This is a genomic window from Nocardiopsis eucommiae, from assembly GCF_965344335.1.
Classification (GTDB): Bacteria; Actinomycetota; Actinomycetes; order Streptosporangiales; family Streptosporangiaceae; genus Nocardiopsis; species Nocardiopsis eucommiae.
This window is the reverse complement of sequence record NZ_CBDRIY010000047.1, coordinates 21,828-42,644: the sequence shown is the minus strand read 5'-3', so window position 1 is coordinate 42,644 and position 20,817 is coordinate 21,828. Positions and strand designations below refer to the sequence as shown.

Annotated in this window: 16 protein-coding genes; 9 read left to right on the top strand and 7 right to left on the bottom strand. The window is 70.2% G+C overall.

Annotated features, from left to right (window positions below; translation table 11 throughout):
• Positions 1-88 precede the first annotated feature (88 nt).
• Both ACRWK8_RS23565 and ACRWK8_RS23560 read right to left on the bottom strand, forming a co-directional pair.
• A complete protein-coding gene (locus ACRWK8_RS23565; RefSeq protein WP_431872898.1) occupies positions 89-4,432 on the bottom strand; it encodes a ThuA domain-containing protein in 4,344 nt (1,447 codons plus the stop codon).
• Between the two features lie 364 nt (positions 4,433-4,796).
• Positions 4,797-5,936: a Gfo/Idh/MocA family protein gene (locus tag ACRWK8_RS23560; protein ID WP_431872899.1), complete on the bottom strand. Its 1,140-nt coding sequence runs from the start codon at positions 5,934-5,936 to the stop codon at positions 4,797-4,799.
• 115 nt (positions 5,937-6,051) lie between these two features.
• On the opposite strand from ACRWK8_RS23560, the gene ACRWK8_RS23555 reads away from it, so the two are divergent.
• Complete coding sequence (locus ACRWK8_RS23555) at positions 6,052-7,260, top strand: ROK family transcriptional regulator (RefSeq protein WP_378742086.1); 1,209 nt, start codon at positions 6,052-6,054, stop codon at positions 7,258-7,260.
• A 42-nt stretch (positions 7,261-7,302) separates the two neighbouring features.
• Here ACRWK8_RS23555 and ACRWK8_RS23550 read toward each other — a convergent pair whose 3' ends face one another.
• The 4 genes from ACRWK8_RS23550 to ACRWK8_RS23535 form a co-directional block, all read right to left on the bottom strand.
• Entirely contained in the window at positions 7,303-8,208 is a 906-nt protein-coding gene (locus ACRWK8_RS23550; RefSeq protein WP_431872897.1) for a hypothetical protein, read from the bottom strand.
• Entirely contained in the window at positions 8,205-8,762 is a 558-nt protein-coding gene (locus ACRWK8_RS23545; protein ID WP_431872896.1) for a hypothetical protein, read from the bottom strand. The genes ACRWK8_RS23550 and ACRWK8_RS23545 overlap by 4 nt, the downstream gene beginning before the upstream one ends.
• Complete coding sequence (locus ACRWK8_RS23540) at positions 8,749-9,669, bottom strand: hypothetical protein (protein WP_431872895.1); 921 nt, start codon at positions 9,667-9,669, stop codon at positions 8,749-8,751. Before ACRWK8_RS23540 ends, ACRWK8_RS23545 begins: the two co-directional genes overlap by 14 nt.
• Before the next feature lie 159 nt (positions 9,670-9,828).
• A complete protein-coding gene (locus ACRWK8_RS23535; protein WP_378742094.1) occupies positions 9,829-10,461 on the bottom strand; it encodes a DUF6069 family protein in 633 nt (210 codons plus the stop codon).
• Positions 10,462-10,551: 90 nt separating this feature from the next.
• Here ACRWK8_RS23535 and alr point away from each other — a divergent pair, with 90 nt between their 5' ends.
• The 8 genes from alr to ACRWK8_RS23495 all read left to right on the top strand — a co-directional run bounded on the left by alr (position 10,552) and on the right by ACRWK8_RS23495 (position 18,494).
• Positions 10,552-11,667, top strand: a complete 1,116-nt coding sequence (alr, locus tag ACRWK8_RS23530; RefSeq protein WP_431872894.1) for an alanine racemase — start codon at positions 10,552-10,554, stop codon at positions 11,665-11,667.
• Between the two features lie 111 nt (positions 11,668-11,778).
• Complete coding sequence (gene tsaE / locus ACRWK8_RS23525; protein WP_378742099.1) at positions 11,779-12,285, top strand: tRNA (adenosine(37)-N6)-threonylcarbamoyltransferase complex ATPase subunit type 1 TsaE; 507 nt, start codon at positions 11,779-11,781, stop codon at positions 12,283-12,285.
• An 11-nt stretch (positions 12,286-12,296) separates the two neighbouring features.
• Positions 12,297-12,977, top strand: coding sequence for a tRNA (adenosine(37)-N6)-threonylcarbamoyltransferase complex dimerization subunit type 1 TsaB (tsaB, locus tag ACRWK8_RS23520; protein WP_378742102.1), 681 nt, complete (start codon positions 12,297-12,299; stop codon positions 12,975-12,977).
• 23 nt (positions 12,978-13,000) lie between these two features.
• Positions 13,001-13,438, top strand: a complete 438-nt coding sequence (rimI, locus tag ACRWK8_RS23515) for a ribosomal protein S18-alanine N-acetyltransferase (RefSeq protein ID WP_378742449.1) — start codon at positions 13,001-13,003, stop codon at positions 13,436-13,438.
• Positions 13,431-14,462 carry a tRNA (adenosine(37)-N6)-threonylcarbamoyltransferase complex transferase subunit TsaD gene (gene tsaD, locus ACRWK8_RS23510; protein WP_431872893.1) on the top strand — a complete coding sequence of 344 codons (1,032 nt, stop codon included), beginning with the start codon at positions 13,431-13,433 and terminating at the stop codon, positions 14,460-14,462. The genes rimI and tsaD overlap by 8 nt, the downstream gene beginning before the upstream one ends.
• A gap of 107 nt (positions 14,463-14,569) precedes the next feature.
• Positions 14,570-15,526: a zinc-binding dehydrogenase gene (locus tag ACRWK8_RS23505; protein ID WP_378742106.1), complete on the top strand. Its 957-nt coding sequence runs from the start codon at positions 14,570-14,572 to the stop codon at positions 15,524-15,526.
• A 119-nt stretch (positions 15,527-15,645) separates the two neighbouring features.
• On the top strand, positions 15,646-16,005 hold the full coding sequence (locus tag ACRWK8_RS23500) for a hypothetical protein (protein WP_352388053.1): 360 nt from the start codon (positions 15,646-15,648) through the stop codon (positions 16,003-16,005).
• Between the two features lie 35 nt (positions 16,006-16,040).
• Positions 16,041-18,494: a TPR repeat domain-containing protein gene (locus ACRWK8_RS23495; RefSeq protein WP_431872892.1), complete on the top strand. Its 2,454-nt coding sequence runs from the start codon at positions 16,041-16,043 to the stop codon at positions 18,492-18,494.
• 84 nt (positions 18,495-18,578) lie between these two features.
• Here ACRWK8_RS23495 and ACRWK8_RS23490 read toward each other — a convergent pair whose 3' ends face one another.
• A complete protein-coding gene (locus tag ACRWK8_RS23490) occupies positions 18,579-20,705 on the bottom strand; it encodes a hypothetical protein (RefSeq protein ID WP_431872891.1) in 2,127 nt (708 codons plus the stop codon).
• Positions 20,706-20,817: the final 112 nt, after the last annotated feature.

Sequence of the window (20,817 nt, the reverse complement as noted above, 5' to 3'; positions counted from 1 at the left end):
CCCCCCCCCCCCCCCCCCCCCCCCCCCCCCCCCCCCCCCCCCCCCCCCCCCCCCCCCCACGGTTCGTCGCGTTACTGCTGATCCGGGACTACTCGGGTGGTGCGGTCAGGTGTTCGAGGCCGTCGGCCAGGCGCCCCAGCTCCTCTCGGGTGTCGGGGTCGGCCACGGTCTCGGCGGTCGTCCGGAACCGGTCGAGCGAGCGTCCGGCCTGCGCGGGCCGGCCCGCGTCCACGTGGTGCTCGGCCAGCTCCAGCTGACGGGTGAGACGGGTGGCCTCCGAGAACGTCAGTCCGCCCGCCTCGGCCAGTTCCCCGACCCGTTCGTGGACCTCGGCGAAGGTGAACGCCTCCGTCTCGTCCTCCAGGTCGGTGACCTGGACGTCGCGGAACCACACGAGGTCGTTCGCGCCGTGGTTCTGGAGCCCGACGCGTCCGGCCGAGAGGTCACGGGCCGGGTCGGTGCTCTCGAACTCGTTGACCAGCTCGCCGTTGATCCACACGCGGATCATCGGGTCGTCGACCTCGATCTCCATCGTGTTCCACTCACCCACGACCTCCGGGTGGGAGGAGGCGGCCTGGAACGTGTAGACGGCCCCGGTCTGGGTGAGGGGGTCACCGTCGGGGGCGCCGTACGGATCGATCTGGATCTCGTAGCCCTCGTTGACCGCGACCCACGGGTCGTCGCCCGGGTCGGGGAAGCCGACGAAGACACCGGAGTTGTCGGACTCCTCGTGGGTGAGGTAGTCCAGCTTCATCCGGTACGAGCCGAGCTCGTCCTCGTGCCAGAGCAGGCCCATGCCGCCCTCGGTCTGGAGGACGCACCCGTCACCGTCGTCGACGATCTCGAAGCTCCCCGGTCCGGCCATGTTCCAGCCGTCCAGGGACTCGCCGTCCCACAGGGCGCGGTAGCCGTCGTCGAGGTTGGGCGGCGCGCACTCCACGGGGGCGGGTTCGTCCCCGACCGTGATGGTGTGCGTGGCGGAGGTGCCGGTACGCCCCTCACCGTCGGTGGCCACGGCGCTGACCGCGTACTCGCCGTCCGGGACGTCGGTCCAGGAGGCCTCGTAGGGGCCCTCGGCCACCGTGGCGACCGGCTGCCCGTCCACGAGGAACTCCACCTCCTCGATCCCGGCGTCACCGTGGTCGGTGACGTCCGCCGCGAGGGGGACGTCCTCGCCCGACCCGAAGGTCGCGCCGTCGGCCGGGCTGGTCAGCTCGGTCTCGGGCCCGTCCTCGTGTCCGCCTTCGTGGTCCGCGTTCACGTCGAAGTAGTTGACGTTGAACAGCGCCTCGTCCCCGGCCCCGTCGTTGACGAAGACGAGGTGGAGGTCGATGGTGCCGCCGGGGTCGGTGACGTCGTCCATCGTGACGTCGGTCCACTCCTGCCAGCCGCCGGTGGGGGCGACGTCGACCGAGCCGACCAGTTCACCGTCGGGTGAGTCGGCGCGGGCCTCGATGGTGCCGCCCGCCCCGTCCGAGGCCACACGGAAGCCGATCTGCTCGACGCCGTGCAGGTTGACCGGGTCGTAGGAGACCCAGCTGCCGTGGTGGATGCCGCCGAGGTTGCGCAGGCCCCCGTTGGGGTCCTCCGTGGTGTCGGTGACCACGCCCTCGGAGCCGGTGAAGTACTGCGCCTGCATCCGCGACGGGTTGAGCTTGACCCCGTCGCTGCCGGTGAGCGCCGGGACGCCGTCCCCGCCGTGGTCGGTGTACTCGGCCTGGAGGACCCAGAAGATGTTCATGTCGTGGCCGTGACCGCCGTCGGTCCCGGTGACGCTCACACCCTCACAGCCCTCGTACTGGGTCCAGGGGTGTGCGTGGGTGTCGTGGCCCAGCGACGAGGTGACCTCCACCTCGGCGCAGTCGATGCCGTCCCCGATGGACCCGTCCTCGGCGTCCTCCACGGTCACGTCGAACGGGATCTCGTCGCCCCAGTCGAAGAACTGACCGTCCCGGGGGGTGTCGAAGGCGACCTCGGGCGCGGTGTTGCCCGCGGTGATGGTCACCGTGGCCGTGCCCGTGCGCTCCTCGGAGTCGGTCACCGTGAGGCTGACGTTGTACCGGCCCGCCTCCTCGAAGGTGTGCGTGGGCGCGGGGTCGGTCGAGGTCGTGCCGTCCCCGAAGTTCCACGCGTAGTCGAAGGCCAGGCCCCCGGGGTGGAAGGAGTCCTCACCGGAGAACTCGACGGTCAGCGGTGCCGGGCCGGAGGTGGCACTGGTGCCGATCCGGGCCACCGGGCTGTCTCCGGAACCGGAGTAGTCGATGCGGGAGATCGCCGAGTCCGCGGACCCGCCGAACCAGCCGGAGCCGTACTCCAGCACGTACAGGGCGCCGTCCGGGCCGAACTCCATGTCCATGGGGTTGGCCAGGTCGATGTCCGGGACGGTCTCGGTGATGTCGAGGACGCCGCCCTCGTCGTCCAGGTGCACCTGCTTGATCCACTGGCGGCTCCACTCGTACAGCAGCGGGACGCCGTCGTAGTACTCGGGCCACTTGTTCTCGGAGTCGAGCTCCGGGTCGAAGTCGTAGGCCGGGCCGCCCATCGGGGCGCCGCCGCCGGTGCCCAGGTGCGGGAACTCCTCGGACTCGTCGTAGCCGTACCAGATCGCCGCCGGGGTGACCGGGGGCAGCTCCGTCAGGCCGGTGTTGCGCGGCGACTCGTTGACCGGGGCGTCGCAGTCGAACGCCTCCCCGGAGGTGCCGGACCCGAAGTCGTACTTGTTGTAGGCGGAGTTGTTCCCGATGCAGTACGGCCAACCGATGTTGACCGGCTCGGTGATGTGGTGCCAGGTGACCGTGTTCTCCGGGCCGCGTTCGGGGTCGGCCACGGGGGAGTCCGGGCCGTAGTCGGCCAGGTAGACGCTGCCGTCGTTCTGGTCGACGGAGAACCGGAACGGGTTGCGCAGACCCATCGCCAGGATCTCGGGACGGGTCAGGTCCGCGTCGGAGGTCTCGGGCGGGAACAGGTTGCCCTCGGGGATGTCGTATCCGCCGTCCTCGTCGACCGCGATGCGGATCAGCTTGCCGCGCAGGTCGTTCGTGTTGCCGGAGCTGCGCTGGGCGTCGAAGGCCGGGTTGCGGCTCTCGCGCTCGTCGTGCGGGCTGAACCCGTCCGAACCGAAGGCGCTGGTGTCGTCGCCGGTGGAGAGCAGGAGGTTGCCGTCGGGGTCGAAGTCGATGTCGCCGCCGACGTGGCAGCACATGCCCCGGGTGGCCTCGACCTCCAGGATCACCTGCTCGCTCTCCAGGTCCAGCGAGGGTTCGTCACCGTCCACGAACTGGAAGCGCGAGAGGTTGTTGTGCGCCTCGAAGGGCTCGAAGTCCTCCGCGGAGCCGTTCTCCGGTGCGGCGCCCGAGGGGACGCCGTCGATCACGGGCGCGTAGTAGAGGTACACCCACCCGTTCTCCTCGAAGTCCGGGTCGAGCGCGATGCCCTGGAGCCCGTCCTCGTCGTGGTCGTAGACCGGGACGTCCGCGAGCGCGTTGGTGCTGTAGGTCTCGGGGGACCACATGGACACCTGGCCGTTGCGGGAGGTGTGCATGATCCGGCCGTCGGGGAGCACGGCCATGCCCATCGGCTCGCCGACGTTCTCCTCGCCCTGGGCGAGCGTGACCTTCTCGAAGTTGTCCCACTGGGTGGCGCCGCAGTCGCCCTCGACCTGTCCGGCGGCCCACTGGAGTCCTCCGAGCAGGTGGGCGGTGAACTCCGGCTCCGAGTACGACTCGACGGTGTGGCCGCCGCCGGTGTACCAGGACCTGCCGCCGTCGTACACCTGGCACCAGGCGATCGGGTGGTCGAAGCCCATCTGCCCGGCCGGGTCGACGACGTCCTCGTAGGAGGCCTCGTTCAGGCCCGCCAGGACGTGGACGTCGCCGCGCGGGCTGACGTCGTAGTCGTACCACTCGTCGTGCCGGTCCCAGCTCGCCGGAAGCATGGACGTGGAGGGGTGGGCGCGGTCGTTGACCATCACCTCGGCGTCCTGGGTGCCGGGCGGGTGGCTGGCGAAGTAGGCGCCGACCAGGTCGCCGTACCACTCCCAGTCGTAGTGGGTGTCGGAGGCGGAGTGGACGCCGACGTAGCCGCCGCCGGCCTGGACGTACTCCTCGAACGCGGCCTGCTGGCCCTCGTCCAGGACGTCACCTGTGGTGGAGAGCCAGATGACCGCGTCGAAGCGGGCCAGGTCCTCCGGGTTGAAGATGTCGGCGTCCTCGGAGTGCTCGGTCTCGAAGCCGTGCTCCTCGGCCAGCGCCTCGTAGAGGGCGACGCCGTACGGGATGGAGTCGTGTCGGAAGCCGGTGGTCTTGGAGAAGATGAGCGCGGTGAACGGCTCCTCCTCCACGGCGTCGGCCTGGGCCGGGACCGACGTCAGCCCGAGGGCCAACGCGATGCTCGCCGTCAGCGCGCCCAGCGTTCGTAGGGGTCTCTTGATCACGGGAAACCTCACCTGGGGGTGGGGGGTCGATGAGTCCGTGCGGCGTGCCGGCGCCGACGGCAGGGACGGTGGGCCGCGTACGGCGAACCGTCGGGGAGTACCTGCTATCGCGTTCGGAAGCGGGGGGTGGCCGCCTCATCGGTGTGATCAGTCCACGGCGGCTCCTTTCGTCGGGGGCAGGGAGGAACCTGGGCGAGACGACTCGCTGGCATTGTGCTTGGTGGCGGTCGCGTTGACCAGGGGCCCTGGGTGACCTGTTGAGGCCCCTGGGTTCACGTTCCGTAACCGGTCCAGGTCGTCGCGGTCGAGGGTGTCTCGGCCATTCGTACAAACCTGGGCGGATCGGATCTCTGGCGCGCGCACCCTAGGGGTCCGTTCGGGGCAGGTCGACCCAGCGGCGCTCGCGGGCCGATTCCAGCACGGCCTCCGCGAGCACGGCGGCCCGCAGGCCGTCCGCGAAGACGGGGAGGCCCTCGGGTTCCCCGCCCGCCACGGCGGCTCCGGTGTCCGCTACCAGGGCGTTGAAGCAGTCCTGGTAGCCCTGCGGATGGCCGACCGGGAGGGTGACCATGCGGGCGGCGTCCGGACCGAGGCCGGGGTCGTCGCGGGAGATGATCGTCGTGTGGTCGCGCCCGCCCGCCCAGAGGGTCTCGGGGCGTTCCTGGTCGAAGCGGAGCGAGCCCTCGGTGCCGGAGACCTCCAGCACCAGCTGGTTCTTGCGGCCGGGGGAGACCTGGCTGATCACGGCGGTCCCCACGGCCCCGCCCTCGGTGGAGAACTGGAGGGCGACGAGGTCCTCCGTGGTGACCGCGCGGCCCGCCTCGCCCCGGTGCTCGTTGAACCGTGAGGTCTGGGCGCTCACCGCGTTGATCCGGTCGCCGGTGACGAACTCCAGCATGTCGCACCAGTGCGAGCCGATGTCTCCGAAGGCCCGGGTGGGGCCGCCGATCTTCGGATCGACGCGCCAGTTGTCCTCCTCGGGGTGGAGGAGCCAGTCCTGGAGGTAGCCGCCGTGGGCGAGGCCGATCCGGCCGACGGCGCCCGAGGCGACCCGGGCGCGGGCCTCGCGGGCCATGGGGTGGAAGCGGTAGACGAAGGGGACCACGGCGACACGGTCGGCCTCGTGCGCGGCGCGGGTGAGACCACGGGCCGTCTCGGCGTCGGTGGCCAGGGGCTTCTCGCAGACCACGTGCTTGCCCGCCGCGAGGGCGGCCAGGCTCAGGGGTGCGTGCAGATGGTTGGGGGTGCACACGTGCACCACGTCGACGTCGGGTCGGTGGATCAGTTCGAGGGGGTCGGCGTGGGCTGAGGCGAGGCCGTGGGCGGCGCGGAACTCCTCGGCCCTGGCGGGGGAGGACCCGGCCACGCCGACGACCTCGCCGCCGGAGGCGCGGACGGCGTGGGTGTGGACCCGGCCCATGAAGCCGGTGCCGATCACCGCGGCGCGGTAGGCCGAGGGGGCGGAGTGTCCCGGCGAACCACCCAGACCTGTGACCTGTTTCACTGACATGACCGAGACGTTACGTCCGACTTATGTCGAAGGTCAAGCATAAGTTGCCGGATGTGGACAAAATAGATGGATGACGGCCACTCAATAGATCCTGTGCTTCACTGGTCCCATGACGGAAGACGCGCTGACAGCCTCACTGCGATCCCCGGCCGCCGCGGCCGTGCCGGGTGCCGGGACCCTTCTCCGGCTGCTGCGCGACGGGCGCCCACGCACCCGCTCCGAACTGGCCTCCGTCACCGGTCTGGCCCGCTCCACCGTCACCCAGCGCGTGGACGCGCTCCTGGCCAGCGGGCTCATCGGCCCGGCCGGTGAGGCCGTCTCCACCGGCGGGCGCCCGCCCACGACCTTCTCGTTCCGCCCGGACGCGCGCGTGGTGCTCGCCGCCGACCTGGGCGCCACCCACGCCCGGCTCGCCCTCACCGACATGTCGGGGACGGTGCTCGCGGAGGACCGGGCCGACATCGACATCGCGTTGGGCCCCGAACACGTCCTGGACTGGGTGGTGGACCACGGCCTCGCCCTGCTCGCCTCGGCCGGACGCGGGACCGGGGACCTGCTCGGCGTCGGCGTGGGCCTGCCCGGACCCGTCCAGCACTCCACCGGACGCGCGGTCAACCCGCCGATCATGCCCGGCTGGGACGGCTTCGACGTGTCCGGCCACGTGCGCGGCCGCATCGACCGGCCCGTGCTGGTGGACAACGACGTCAACATCATGGCTGTCGGCGAACACCACGTCGCCTGGCCCACCGCGAGCCACCTGCTCTTCGTGAAGGTCGCCACGGGCATCGGCTGCGGGATCGTCAGCGAGGGCAGCGTCTACCGGGGCGCCCAGGGGGCCGCGGGGGACATGGGGCACATCCACGTGCCCAGCGGAGCCGACCGGCCCTGCCGCTGCGGCAACACCGGCTGCCTGGAGGCGGTGGCCAGCGGACACGCGCTCGCGGAGGCCCTCACCGCCGAGGGGGTCCCCGCCTCGGGCGCCCGCGACGTGGTGGAGCTGTCCCGCAACGGGTCGGTCCCGGCGCTGCGCGCCCTGCGTCAGGCGGGACGCGACGTCGGTGAGGTCCTGGCCGCCTCGGTGAACATGTTCAACCCGTCGGTGATCGTCGTCGGGGGTGCGCTGGCCATGGCCGGGGACCACCTGCTCGCCGGGGTCCGGGAGGTCATCTACCAGCGCTCGCTGCCGCTGGCCACGGAGAACCTGAGCATCGCCTCGTCCAAGGCGGGCGAGAGCGCGGGCGTGATCGGCGCGGCCGTCATGGTCATCGAGCACTGCCTGAGCCCCGAGCACGCCGAGTCCCTCGTCATGGGCGCCTGACCGGAGCGGGGCCCGTGGTCGGGCCCACGCCTCGGCGGTGGATCAGGAACGGGCGAACGGGGCCCGCCACCACCAGTGCCCCTCGGGCACACCGGCCGGGACCGCCGAGGGGACGGCGTCCTCGGCCTGGGGCAGCCCCTCCCTCAGCTCCTCGTCGACGTCGTCGATGTCCTCCGGCTTGACCACGGCGAAGGCCACCGCGCCCAGGAAGCCCTCGAACAGGTTCTCCAGCATCGACCGGTACAGGCAGGCCGCGTACCACTCGGGGCCGGAGGCCAGCTGCCCGGCTCGGGACAGCGTCCTACGGATCTCCCCGCCGCGTACCCCGGCACGCTCCGCGACCGAGAGGCGCTGCTCCTGCGTGCCGACCAGGTCGGCCGAACCGATGCGGGCTCCCCACAGCAACAGCAACGACTGCTCCAGGGGCACCTCCGGGTCGGCGAGGTCGACCCGGGCCCGCTCCAGTAGTTCCCCGGGGCTGCCGGTGAAGGCGTGGACGGGGCGCTGCGGGGGAGAGGGCCAGCCGTGCTCGGCCAGGTAGGCCGTGCCGTCGCCCACGATCTCCACCTGGGTCGCGAGTGTGACCGTGGCCAGAGGAGTCAGGGGGGCGACCCGCTCGAAGAGCAGGCTCAACACACCCTCGTCGACGCCTCCGGACCTGGCCCGCCCTGTGCGCACGGACTCCGAGGCGGAGGCGTGGTACGAGGGGATCGGGTTCCCGCGCTCCGCCGGGGGGAGTTCGTCGAGGCGGCGCATGACGTGCACCGCCGCGTTGATCGGGGAGTCGAATCCGATCCGGTCGGCGGACTCGCGCAGGGCCTTCACCACGGCCTTGGACCCGGCGCTCAGGTCGACGCGGACGCCGCCCCGCCCCAGGGCGTTCACCTCAGCGATGTCCCGCTGGAGGCGGCTCTCCACCGGGGAGCGACGGTCGTCGGAGTTGGTCATGGGGTTTCCCAGTCCTCGGGGTGGTAGTCGTTGAGCTTTTCGTCGATTTCCTGCTGGCTCATGTCAAGGCGTGTGGGAGCCCGCCACCACCAGTGGGACTCGGGCACCCAGGAGGGGATGTCCTCCGGGGGGATGGGCGGGATCTGATTGGCGTCATCGACGTAGATTTCGTCAATGTCAGCCAGCGCACCCACGTCTGCTGGATGTACGAGATCGGCAAAGGGAACGAAATCGTCGATAAGAATCTGTATGTGGCTTCGGTAGTAGCAGGAGCGTTGGAAGCCATCCTGCATGCTGCGTGACGCGAACATCTCACACTTGCCGACATAGGACATGAAGCCTTGCCGATTCCGCTCTGATCGAACGAGATCAGCCACTTTCCGCACGAATCCCGAAGGCCACTGGCGATTGTCGATCTGATTATATGCCCACTGGGTGACGAGTCGGTCCAAAGCCTCGTCGAAAATTTGCGCGATGACGGTTCCGTTCGTCTCGCCAGTGGTACTTTCGAAGAGGTGCAAAATGACGCCCTCCTCGCGACTATCCTCGCTCATAGTCGTCTCCCTTGCCTGCTTTCTGTTTTGAGAGAGTGGGTGCGATGGCCCCTGTTTCATTGCGGACAAAGACTCTCGCACGAAGTACACGTGTGCCCTTTTTTACGCCTTCGTTCTCTCTGTGTTTGGCTTTGGGTTTCTCTGGTGGTCCACCTTGTCGCGCTGACAGGGTTCGGTCGATAGTCAATCCGACTGACCTGTCCTCGTTTGATCTTTCAAAGCTGCTGACCTCGCCTTCTCGAATCGTTTTCGCCAGGCTTTTGAGGTAGGCTGCGATCGGGTGACCCTTCTGTTCCTCTCTCGGTAGTTCGAGGAAGTGCTTTCTGGCATGATAGGCAGTCGAGGTGTCGTGACCCATTCCGATTTCATCGGCCTGCCTGCGAATGGAGGCAGTGACCTCTTCGTCGCTACCCTCAAGGTCGATCTCGACTTTTTTGGCTTTCCGTTCGCTGTGAATGATCTCAGTGTCTGCGTCGAGAACGCCCTGGACGTCGGTGGTGGCCAGTCTCCTGTGGATCAGGGAGTACTTCTCTGAATTTGTCAGGTCATTTCTATTCGCAAAGACATCTTGCTTCTGTTCGTCGTAGAGAGCTTTGAAATATTCATATCGGTATGCGAACTCCTGGAGGCTGGAGCTTTCCTGATAAGCGAAGCGCAGTCCCTCGATCACCGCCGGGCGGACCGCGTCTGCGTCCTTGGAATCCCTTCCCATGGCTGGGTACTTGTTCTCCACCGCCTTCGCCAGGCGCTGCCAGCCGAGTCCGGTGCGGTCCTGACCGTTCCGGAGCTTCTCGATCCCCCGGTCGCTCAAGCCAGCCCAACGGAGCATTCCCTCCAGTTGGGTGGCCCTGTCTTCCTTCTCGCGCTGTTGTGCCTCGGAGTCGGGGCTGGGTGGGGGTTGGGACATGGGGTGGGCTCTCCCGTCGGGGGCGGAGGGCTGAGTTCTGGGGCCATACGGTGAGACCGTTCGGTGCGACGGCGGGTTCTGCCGTGCAGTGGAAATCCTGGCACGCGAAGGGGGCGGGGACCTCTCGGGTCCCCGCCCCCGGCGGTGTCACGTCCGCGGTCAGTCGTCGCGGGTGCCGTGACGGGCACGGTCCTCCTCCGCGCGCTGGGCCTCGGCGCGGCCCCGGGCCGCGTCGTACTCGGCGTCCTCCTCCATCGCGCGGTAGCGCGTGGGGTCGTACTCCCGCTGGTCGACGTCGGGCAGGACGCCCTCGTGGCGCAGCGCCGGGCCCGCCTCGCGTCTGGCCTGCCGGGGGACCCGGCTGACGACCGCGGTCCGGCCGACGCCGCGCAGCAGCGAGGCGATGGCGATACCGCAGACCAGGTTGATCAGGCCCGTCGCGACCTGGCTGGAGATCTCGGCGCCCTGTGTGAAGGGCGTTACGGCCGCGATGGCCGTGGCCAGACCGACGATCCAGCCGAAGAACGAGAGCGCCCGGGGCGCGGACAGCAGCAGCAGGTGGAGCAGTGCGGTCGCGAGCAGCGCGACCAGCCCCGCCAGGAGCGCGTAACCGACCGTCCCGGCGTCACCCAGGTTCCCGGCCTCCTCCGGTGCCAGCACCGGGACGCCGAAGACCCCGCGAACCACCAGGGTTCCGGCGAAGATGACCAGAGCGGCGACCACCGCGGTGGCCAGACCGCCGGACCACAGCCGGGTCACGTTGACGGCTCGTTCACTTCCGATTTCGTTCATACCGATATCCCCAAAATAGGGCTCGAACTCGGTCGTAGGCCACATACCCGCAGCTCCGCAGCGGTAACCCACGCGTGGAACACTGTGGGTATGGCTCCTTTCGCGCACGCTCGCGTCGATCTCGACGCGATCACCTCCAACGCCCGGCTGCTCCGTGAACTGGCCGGGGGGACGCCCCTCATGGGGGTGGTCAAGGCCGACGGTTACGGCCACGGGATGCTTCCCGCCGCGCGCGCCCTGATCGCTGGCGGCGCCGCGTGGCTGGGGACCGCGCTCATCAAGGAGGGGCTGGAGCTGCGCCGGGCCGGGATCACCGTGCCCGTCCTGTCCTGGATCATCCCGCCGGGCGAGCCCGTGGGGGAGGCGATCGAGGCCGACATCGACCTCGGTGTCAGCGACCGTGCCGTGCTGGACACGGTGATCTCCGAGGCGCGTCGCCTGGGCCGGGTCGCGCGGGTCCAGCTGAAGGCGGACACCGGGCTGAACCGGGGCGGCGTGAACCGGGGCGACTGGGCCTCCGTGGTCGAGGCCGCGGCGCTCGCGGAGCGGGAGGGCAGCGTCCGGGTCACCGGAGTGTGGTCGCACTTCGCCTGCGCGGACGAGCCCGGCCACCCGTCGATCCAGGCGCAGCTGGACGTCTTCCACGAGGCGCTCCTGGTGGCCGACAAGGCGGGGCTGACCCCGGAGGTCCGGCACATCGCGAACTCGGCCGCGCTGTTGACCCTGCCGGAGGCTCGGTTCGATCTGGTGCGGGCCGGAATCGCGAGTTATGGACTCTGCCCGATCCCCGATTTGGACGTGCCCGAATTGCGGCCCGCGATGACCCTCGAATCGAAGGTCGCGCTCACCAAACGCGTCCCCGCAGGCAGCGGCGTCTCCTATGGCCACCGGTACGTCACCCAGGAGGAGACCACCCTGGCCCTCGTCCCGCTCGGCTACGCGGACGGGGTGCCCCGCGCCGCCACCAACCGGGGCCCGGTCCAGCTGGGCGGCGCCCGCCGCACCATCGCGGGAACAGTCTGCATGGACCAGTTCGTTGTGGATGTGGGAGACGACCCGGTGAGCGCGGGCGACCTCGCGGTCCTGTTCGGGGACCCCAGCCGGGGCGTGCCCACCGCGCAGGACTGGGCCGACGTCCTGGACACCATCCCGTACGAGATCATCACGCGGATCGGTTCCCGGGTGCCCCGCGAGTACGTCGGCTGACGGAGTCCCCGATATCGGTCACGAACCTTCCCCACCCGGCCTAACCTGGGTGAAGAGGGACCTTCGGCGCGCTCCGACGCTGACCACCACACGGACCAACCTGTGAGAGCGATGACAGACACCACAGCCACCACCGCGTCCCACGTCCACGCGGTCACCGCCGCGACGGACGAGGACATGCGCGTTCTGGGCCGTGACCTGGCCGCACTCTCCCGCCCCGGGGACCTGCTGATCCTCTCCGGGCCGCTGGGAGCGGGCAAGACCACCCTCACCCAGGGGCTCGGACAGGGCCTCGGCGTGCGGGGCTCGGTCACCTCGCCCACCTTCGTCATCTCCAGAATCCACCCGTCCCTGGTCGGCGGGCCCGCCCTGGTGCACGTGGACGCCTACCGGCTCGGCGGCCCCGACGAGGTCGACGACATCGACCTGGACATGACCCTGGGCGAGTCCGTCACCGTCGTCGAGTGGGGTGAGGGCGTGGCCGAGGGCCTGGCCGACGACCGCCTGGAGATCCGGATCGAACGCCACCCCGACGACACCCGCACCGTCCACCTGCGCCCCGTCGGCGCGCGGTGGACCGACATCGACCTGCCCGGCACCGCCGCCGGGAACGGATAGGCGGAACTCCCGTGCTGCTCCTGGCCTTCGACACCGCCACCCCGGCGGTCACCGCCGCCATCGGGGAGACCACCCCCGACGGCTCCTTCCTGCTGCGCGCCAGCGCCAGCTCGGTGGACGCCCGCCGCCACGGCGAGCTCCTCGCGCCCACCATCCAGAACCTGCTCACCGAGTCCGGGCTCGTGCTGGGCGACCTCGACCACATCGCGGTCGGCATGGGCCCCGGCCCCTACACCGGCCTGCGCGTGGGCCTCGCCACCGCCCACGCCCTCGCCGACGCGCTGGACGTCCCCTGCCACGGGGTCACCACCCTGGACGCCCTGGCCTTCGCCACCCGGAGGACCGAGCCGTTCCTGGGCATGACCGACGCCCGCCGCAAGGAGGTGTTCTGGGCGCGCTACGACGACCACCTCACCCGGGTGGGCGAGGTGCGGGTGGACCGGCCCGCCGAGATCGACACCGGCGGCCTGCCGCTGGTCGGGGACGGCGCCCGCATGTACGCCGACGTGCTGGGCGCGGAGGACACCGCCGCCCTGGAACCCCTCCACCCGGACGCCGCCGCCATGGCCGAGCTCGCCCTGCTGCGCCTGCACCGTGGCGAGAAACTGGCCGAACCCGCCCCGCTCTACCTGCGCCGTCCCGACGCGGTCGAGCCCGGAGCCCCGAAGAAGGTGCGCCAGTGGGTGAGGTGACCGCGCCGGTGGCGCTGCGCCAGATGACCGCCGCCGACGTTCCGGCCGTCATGGACCTGGAACGCGCCCTGTTCCCGCTCGACGCCTGGACCGAGGGCGTGCTCCGCGACGAACTGGCCGAGGCCGCCACCCGCCACTACGTGGTGGCCGAGTCCGAGACCGGGCTCCTGGGCTACGCCGGACTGCGGTTCGTCCCGCCCGAGGGCGACGTCCAGACCATGGCCGTCGCGGAGACCGCGTGGGGGAGGGGGATCGGCCGGGCGCTGCTCACCGAACTCCTCGACCAGGCCGCCGCGCGCGGTGTCACCCACATGTTCCTGGAGGTCCGCTCGGACAACCCGCGCGCCCAGGACCTGTACACACGTTTCGGCTTCGAGGCGATCGGCGTGCGCCGGGGCTACTACAAGGGGGCGGACGCGATCGTCATGCGCCGTGTCGCGGAGAAGGGGAGCCATGAGTGAGCCGTTGATCCTGGGGATCGAGTCGTCCTGCGACGAGACCGGCGTGGCGCTGGTCCGGGGGTGCGAGCTGCTGGGCGAGTCGGTGGCCTCCAGCGTCGACCAGCACGTGCGGTTCGGCGGTGTGGTGCCCGAGGTGGCCAGCCGCGCCCACCTGGAGGCGATGACCCCCACCGTGCGCCGCGCCCTGGACTCCGCCGGGGCGAAGCTGTCCGACGTGGACGCCGTCGCGGTGACCGCCGGGCCCGGGCTCGCCGGTGCCCTCCTGGTCGGCGTCTCCGCCGCCAAGGCCTACGCGATGGCGCTCGGCAAGCCCCTCTACGGGGTCAACCACCTCGTCGGACACGTCGCCGTGGACCAGCTGGAGCACGGTCCCCTGCCCAAGCCCTCGATCGCCCTCCTGGTCTCCGGCGGGCACACGTCGCTGCTGCTGGTCAACGACCTGGCCACCGACGTGGTCTCGCTCGGTGACACCGTCGACGACGCCGCCGGGGAGGCCTACGACAAGGTCGCGCGTCTGCTGGAGCTGCCCTACCCGGGCGGCCCGCCCATCGACCAGGCGGCCCAGCGGGGCGACCCGAAGGCGATGCGCTTCCCGCGCGGCAAGTGGGGCGACGGCACGTACGACTTCTCCTTCTCCGGGCTGAAGACCGCCGTGGCCCGCCACGTGGAGGACGCCGAACGCCGGGGCGCCCCGTTGGTGGTGGCCGACATCGCCGCCGCCTTCCAGGAGTCCGTGGTGGACGTGCTCACCCGCAAGGCGGTCGACGCCTGCGTGGAGCACGGCGTGAGCACCCTGGTGATCAGTGGCGGAGTGGCCGCCAACTCGGCGCTGCGCGTCCTGGCCAAACAGCGCTGCCAGGAGGCCGGGATCGAGCTGCGTGTCCCACGGCCCCGTCTGTGCACGGACAACGGCGCGATGATCGCCGCCCTGGGCGCCGAGGTGGTCGCGGCGGGCCTGCCGCCGTCCACCCTGGACCTGGCCACGGACACCTCGCTGCCCGTGGAGTCCCCGCTGGCCGTGTAGTCACCGAGCTCCGCCGGTCACCGGACCGGCGGAGCCGAGGTCTCTTCGACACCGGCCCGGCGCACCCTGCGGGGAACTGCGCCGGGCCGCTGTGGTTGGGTGCCGGTATGTTCGCGATCTCGGCTGCACGCATCTCGTTCGACGACCCCCTGTCCGGTCTGGAGGCCGGTGAGCGGCCCGACCCCGCGCCCCGCGAGGGGTGGACCACCGTCCGGGTCAGGGCCGCCGCGCTCAACCACCACGACCTCTGGAGCCTGCGCGGGGTCGCGCTGAGCGAGGACCGCCTCCCGATGGTCCTCGGCGGGGACGCCGCCGGGATCGACGAGGACGGCAACGAGGTCATCGTGCACGGGGTGGTCCGGGAACCGTCGGAACCGGGCCGCTCACCGCGCTTCTCCCTCCTCTCGGAGATCCACGACGGAACCCTCGCGGAGAAGGTGCTGGTCCCCCGCGCGAACCTCGTCCCCAAACCCCCGGAGCTGTCCTTCGAGGAGGCGGCCTGCCTGCCGACCGCCTGGCTGACCGCCTACAGCATGCTCTTCGGCAAGGCCGACCTGAGGCCCGGTTCCACGGTCCTCGTGCAGGGCGCCGGTGGAGGGGTCTCCGCCGCCCTCGTCGCGATGGCCGCGCGGGTCGGGCACCGCGTGTACGTCACCAGCAGGAGCGAGGAGAAGCGCGCCCGCGCCCTCGGGCTGGGCGCCCACGCCGCGCTGCCCTCCGGGGAGCGGCTCCCGGAGAAGGTGGACGTGGTCTTCGACTCGGTCGGACAGGCCACCTGGCGGCACTCCCTCCACTCGCTCAAGCCCGGTGGCGCCGTCGTCACCTGCGGGGCGACCAGCGGCGACGCCCCCTCCGCCGAGCTCGCCCGGGTCTTCTTCCTCCAGCTGCGGGTGCTCGGCTCGACCATGGGCACCAAGGAGGAACTGGTCGCCCTCACCGAGATGTGCGTACGCACCGGGCTGCGTCCCGTGATCGACCGGGTGCTGCCGCTCGGGGACGCCCGCGAGGCCTTCCGGGCGTTGGCGGCCGGTGAGCAGTTCGGCAAGATCGTCCTCGTGCCCTAGCCGGTCCGGGATCCGAAGGCCCTGAACCATCGGGGCCTTCCGAGCGTCTACTGACTGACTGGGGAGTGCCACGGTCAGCCGGGAACGGTTCCCGGCGCGTGAGGGAGGGGCGTGAGCACATGTCGGGCGAAGTGGCGGCCAACACCAGGGACGCCGACGGCGGGGGCGAGCAGTCGCAGAACGCCGCCTCCTACCTACGGGAACTGCCACGCGACTTCCAGGAAGCCGTCGACGAGGCCAGGCGTCTGCTCAACCACGACCCGACGATCGGCGGCTGGGACGGCTTCGGCGAGGAGCACGGCACCCACATGGAGCAGGTCCAGACGCACGCCGCGACGCTCGCGACGAACATCCGCAGCGGTGCCAGCCGGGTCAGCAGCACGGACCAGTCGGCCGAGGACGACTTCACGGATGGCAGGGCGCAGGCCCCCATCGACGGTTTCCAGCACCTCAACCCCAACATCCAGGTGAACCGGTAGGCGGTCCGGTCCAGGAAGATTCGGGAGTCACAGACGTGTCTCTACTGAACTACACCGAATGTGAGTTCGACGCGGGGCAGATCGAGAAGGCCCGGGACGAGTTCCAGGCGTTGCACGCCAAGATCGCGGGAAGGTCCGAGGGGTACGAGTCGATCACGTCCCGAGTGGGCAGTGAGTTCAGCGACCTCATCGGTGACGGACTGAAGAGGCTCGCCACTGAGAACCAGGCGGCCTGGGGCAGCGCTCTCCTGGCCTGCCTGCACGGCTACGGCGTCCTCGACAAGACCCTCACGGACACCAACTGGTACGAAGCGCGGATCGCCGACGTCAAGTACCGGCTCAGCTCGGCCGTGAACGCCATTCCCTCGGTGGAACAGGACAGCTACACCCGGGTCGAGTCCGTCAGGAGGTCCTTCGACGCCGAGGCGCGCACCCTCTGGACGAAGTTCGAGGAACGGTGCCAGGAGACCGAGGACACGCTGAAGGACGGGCCGACGCCGCAGCGCATCCGTCAGCTCTCCGAGGGCGGCCACTTCGGCGACAACCAGCAGATCGGCTACCGGACCACCGGCGACATCAACTACTACGTCGTCGATGAGGACTTCAACACCGCCGTGCTCACGGTCCACCTGTTCGACGCGGTCTTCCGCGGTCACGACGGCAGCATCGACATGCTGAAGACGGACCCGATGACTCTCGCGCTCCTGGAGAACATGATCCTCCGGGCAGAGCAGGCCCGGGAGTCCGGCACCGAACTGAGTGCTGGGGAACTCGCCTATCTACAGAGCGTCTATGACGTCCTCGGTCGCGACGGCAGGGGGCACGAGCCGGGGTTCCTGTGGTTCATGGGGGAGGTGGCCGACAGCGACCACATCGACGACGAGCTGCGCGCGACCATCCAGCGACGGCTGGCGGACGGCATGCTCGTGCTCTCCGACGAGGAGGTCGGCGGCGGCATGTCGCGTCTCCCCGAGGACGTGCGCCGGGCCGCCGTGGGACCGGACCGGATCGAGCCCTCCCGGGAGGGGGACGACCCCGGTATCGACGTGTCGAGCTACTCCGGGTGGTCGAACGACTGGCAGGACCTGAGCGAGTTCCTGACGCACTCCGACCCCGAACTCCAGGGGGGCACGGAGTTCTCGACGAGCCTGTTGCGCACCGGCTCCGACATGCTCCTGCGCAGCACCCTCGACGGGGTCCCGCCGGTGGAGACCTTCCAGGACGTGATCGAGGTGGCCACCCGCAACAAGGAGGCCAACCACGTCATCCTCACCGGTGAGGGGTCGGACGGAAAGAACTATCCGGTGCACGAGAACCACGAGCACCTCACCCCGGCCCGGATGGTGGAGAACCTGTACACCATTCCGTGGCCCGACGAGGGCGAGGCGGTCCGCGGGCTCACCGACTGGATCTCCGCGGACGCGGACTCCGACTCCCAGGAGGACCGCGACCGCGCCGGGAGGTCGGCGAGCGCGCTGATCGAGATCCTGACCACCACGGAGAACGAGGACGGCGACAACCCGTTCCTGGACACGGCGGTGGGCGGCAAGGACTACCAGCCCTCGGTCGCCGAGATCAACCCCGAGGTGCTCAAGAGCCTGGCGTCGGTGTACGGCGCCTACCTGGACGACATCTCCATCGACGCGAACGAGCGGGGCTACCGGGCGGCTGCGGGCGGCGATGACGACCAGGACGACCTCCACCTCTTTCACAGGGGCGGTGAGATGGCGCTTCACCTGCCGCAGGAGGAGCACGAGAAGTTCCTCCAGCTCCTGCTCTCCAATGAGGAGTACTCCGCGCCGATCGTCAGCCTGGTCGAACACCAGGAGCGCAGGATTCTCAACGCCCACCTCGACAAGGACACGCTCGGCGACAAGGTCGGCGGTGCCGGAGCCGCGGACCTGCGGTCCGCCATGTCCAACGCGCTCATCGCCGAGTACATGGATCGGCACGACGACGTCGAGACGGCCCGTGAGAAGGCCAACCAGATGGTGCAGACCGGGTACAACATCGTCATCGCCTCCACCGTGCAGTCAGCGGGTTCCAAGGCGACCCCGGCCGGTATCGCTGTGGAGACCCTGCTGCGCCTCATGGAACAGCCGGTCAAGGACTACTACGACGACAAGTACGAAGAGAGCATCGGCTTCACGTACATCAAGGACATGGACGAGCACCTCCTCAACAACCCGTCGAACATTCGGGACCACGCCAACCTCCAGGTCCTCCAGAGCATGTGGGACCGGGGCATGGTCGACGAGGAGACCCTGGAGGACAAGGGACTTCTGATCGGGCACGGCGACGAGAGGCGTCTGCCCACCAGCACGGTGGAGTGGGACAGCGCGGCCACGGGGTACGTGTCCAGGGTCGATACCCTCATCAACGAGATCGACCCTGAGCTGGGCGATCGGGCCGCGACCTACATCCAGCACTTCCAGGAGCGGTACGAGCAGGGGGCTGCCCCGGAGTGGGGCGGGAAGAAGAAGCACTGACCGCCGAGGCACTCCGCTCGGCCTCCTGACGAGATGAGGGGCCCAGGGCGGTGACCGCCCCGGGCCCCTCACGCTGACGTGGGGTTACTCGTCGTCGTCCTCGTCGCGGCGGCGCTTCTTCTTGCCGTCGCGGCCCGGGCGCAGCAGCGCCTCGGCCAGGGCGAGCACGGTCTCCTCCAGCGAGGAGAACCGCTTGGTGATGTCGTCGTGCGAGTTCTCGACCGCCTCGGTGACGGTCTCCTCCAGCTCGTGGCGGTCCGGGCGCTGCTTGAGCTCACGGATGACCGGGTCCACCGCCGTGGTGACGTGGGAGTCGATCTCGTCGAGCCTGCCGGAGTGGTCCAGCAGCGGACGGTCCACCAGTTCGGTCAGGCGGCGGTGCAGCTCACTGACCTCCAGGGTCTGCGGCAGCTGGTTGAGGCGCTGGTTGAGCGCCTCCAGACGGTCGTCGATGGCCTCCATGCGGCCGTCGACGCCCTCGAAGTGACCGCTGACGCCCTCGAACTGGCCCTCGACGCCGTTGACCCGGCCGTCGATGCCGTCCAGGCGGCCGTTGAGGCCGTCGATCCGGCCGTCGACGCGGTCGATCTTGCCCTCGACGCCCTCGAAGCTGCCCTCGAAGTGGCCCTCGAAGGTGTCGAACCGGTCGGTGAGGCGGCCCAGCTCGTGGTCGACCTTGCCGGTGATCTGCGACAGGTGGTTGTCCACCTTGCCGTTGAGGCTCTCGCGGTGGCGCTCCAGCCGCTCGTCGAGCGCGGTGCGGTGGGCGTCGGCCTGGTCGGTCAGCGCCTCGGTCAGCGTCTGGTGCCGGTCCTCGGCCTCCGAGGCCAGCTTGGCGTTGTCCTCCTGGACGAACCCCCGCAGCTCGGCCAGGTCGGCGGCGACCTTCGCGGCGTCCTCCGCGATCCGGGTGGAGAGGGAGTCGGTGCGCTTGGTCAGCGACTCGCGCAGCCCCTCGGCGGTGCTCTCGGCGTGCTCGCGGGTCTCGGTGCGACCCAGCTCGATCTGCTCGTCGAGCTCGGCCAGGCGCTGGCGCACGTGCGAACGCAGGTCGTTCAGGGACTTCTCGTGGTTCTCCCGCAGCTTGGCGAGCGAACCGGTGACGTCCGCGACGGCCGCGGTGGCCTCGGCGTGGTTCTCCTCGGCCTGGGTGTTCAGGTGGCCGACGCTCTCGGTGACCTTGCCGGTGATCTCCTCGTGGCGCTTCTGGGAAGCGGCCGCGTGGTCCCTCAGCTCCTGGGAGAGGGTGTCGTGGCGCTCGCCGGAGGCCGTGGCGAGGGCGCCCAGCTCCTCGGCGAGGGCGGTGGTGCGCTCACCCAGCTCGCCGGTGTTCTCCTGGAGGCGGGAGAGCAGAGTCTCGTGCTGCTCGGCGGTGCGCTCCTCGACGAAGCCGCGCAGTGCGGTCGTGCGCTCCTCCAGGGAGGAGGTGAGGCCGGTGGTGACGCGCTCACCGAGTTCGGCGGTGGCGGTCTCCAGGGCCTCGCGGTGCTCCTGACCGGCCGTTTCGAGGGCCTCGCGGCTCTCCTTCACGGCGGTCTCGACGGTCGAGCGGCTCTCGGAGATCGCCTCGGCCAGCTGCTCCCTGCCCTCGGCCAGGGTGGTGCGGACCGTGGCGCTCAGCTCCTCGTGGCGCTCGCCCAGGGTGGTGTCCAGGGCGGACAGCGAGGCCTCGATCGCCTCGGCGCGGGTGCCGAGGTCGGCCAGGGCCCGGTCCAGGGCGTCCAGGCGGGTGCCGACGGTCTCGCCCAGCTCGGTGACGCGCTCGCTGATCTCGGTGACCTGCTCGGAGGTGCGGTTGCCGGTCTCGGCCATGCGCTGGAGCCGGGTGAGGGCGGTGTCCAGGTGTCCGGCCACGCGCTGGGTGTCGGCCCGCAGGGACGACATCTCCGACAGCGGCTTGACCTGCCTGCCGACCACCTCGATGTGCTCGGCCAGGGCCTCGGCCCACTCGGGCGGACGTGCCAGGAAGTCGTCGATCCGACCGTCGACGGTGGTGATCGCCTCGGCGAGCGCGGTCAGTTCGCGCTCGCGCAGCTCGCGGAGCAGCCACTCCATGCCCTCAAGGCGCTGGCGCATCTCCTCGCTGACGGCACCCTGGGACTTCTGCTCGGAGACGTGCTCCTGGGCGGCCTGGGAGAGCAGGTCACGCATCCGGTCGGAGACTCCGGCCTGGCCTCCAGCGTTGAGGAAGTTGTGATTGGTCTGTTCCACCGAGGTGCTCCTTATGGTTCTGGCGCTCCCGCCCACTTCGCCGCACGGTGGTCGCGCGGACGGGTTCTCGATGGTCCCCGGGCGGTCGATGCACCGCGCCGACCGCGCCCCA

What these genes read in the sequence shown, in the direction of transcription:
- ACRWK8_RS23555 (WP_378742086.1), top strand. Translation starts at nt 6,052, where the DNA reads ATGACGGAAGACGCGCTGACAGCCTCACTGCGATCCCCGGCCGCCGCG.
- ACRWK8_RS23550 (WP_431872897.1), bottom strand. Translation starts at nt 8,208, where the DNA reads ATGACCAACTCCGACGACCGTCGCTCCCCGGTGGAGAGCCGCCTCCAG.
- ACRWK8_RS23545 (WP_431872896.1), bottom strand. Translation starts at nt 8,762, where the DNA reads ATGAGCGAGGATAGTCGCGAGGAGGGCGTCATTTTGCACCTCTTCGAA.
- ACRWK8_RS23540 (WP_431872895.1), bottom strand. Translation starts at nt 9,669, where the DNA reads ATGTCCCAACCCCCACCCAGCCCCGACTCCGAGGCACAACAGCGCGAG.
- ACRWK8_RS23535 (WP_378742094.1), bottom strand. Translation starts at nt 10,461, where the DNA reads ATGAACGAAATCGGAAGTGAACGAGCCGTCAACGTGACCCGGCTGTGG.
- alr (WP_431872894.1), top strand. Translation starts at nt 10,552, where the DNA reads ATGGCTCCTTTCGCGCACGCTCGCGTCGATCTCGACGCGATCACCTCC.
- tsaE (WP_378742099.1), top strand. Translation starts at nt 11,779, where the DNA reads ATGACAGACACCACAGCCACCACCGCGTCCCACGTCCACGCGGTCACC.
- rimI (WP_378742449.1), top strand. Translation starts at nt 13,001, where the DNA reads ATGACCGCCGCCGACGTTCCGGCCGTCATGGACCTGGAACGCGCCCTG.
- tsaD (WP_431872893.1), top strand. Translation starts at nt 13,431, where the DNA reads ATGAGTGAGCCGTTGATCCTGGGGATCGAGTCGTCCTGCGACGAGACC.
- ACRWK8_RS23505 (WP_378742106.1), top strand. Translation starts at nt 14,570, where the DNA reads ATGTTCGCGATCTCGGCTGCACGCATCTCGTTCGACGACCCCCTGTCC.
- ACRWK8_RS23500 (WP_352388053.1), top strand. Translation starts at nt 15,646, where the DNA reads ATGTCGGGCGAAGTGGCGGCCAACACCAGGGACGCCGACGGCGGGGGC.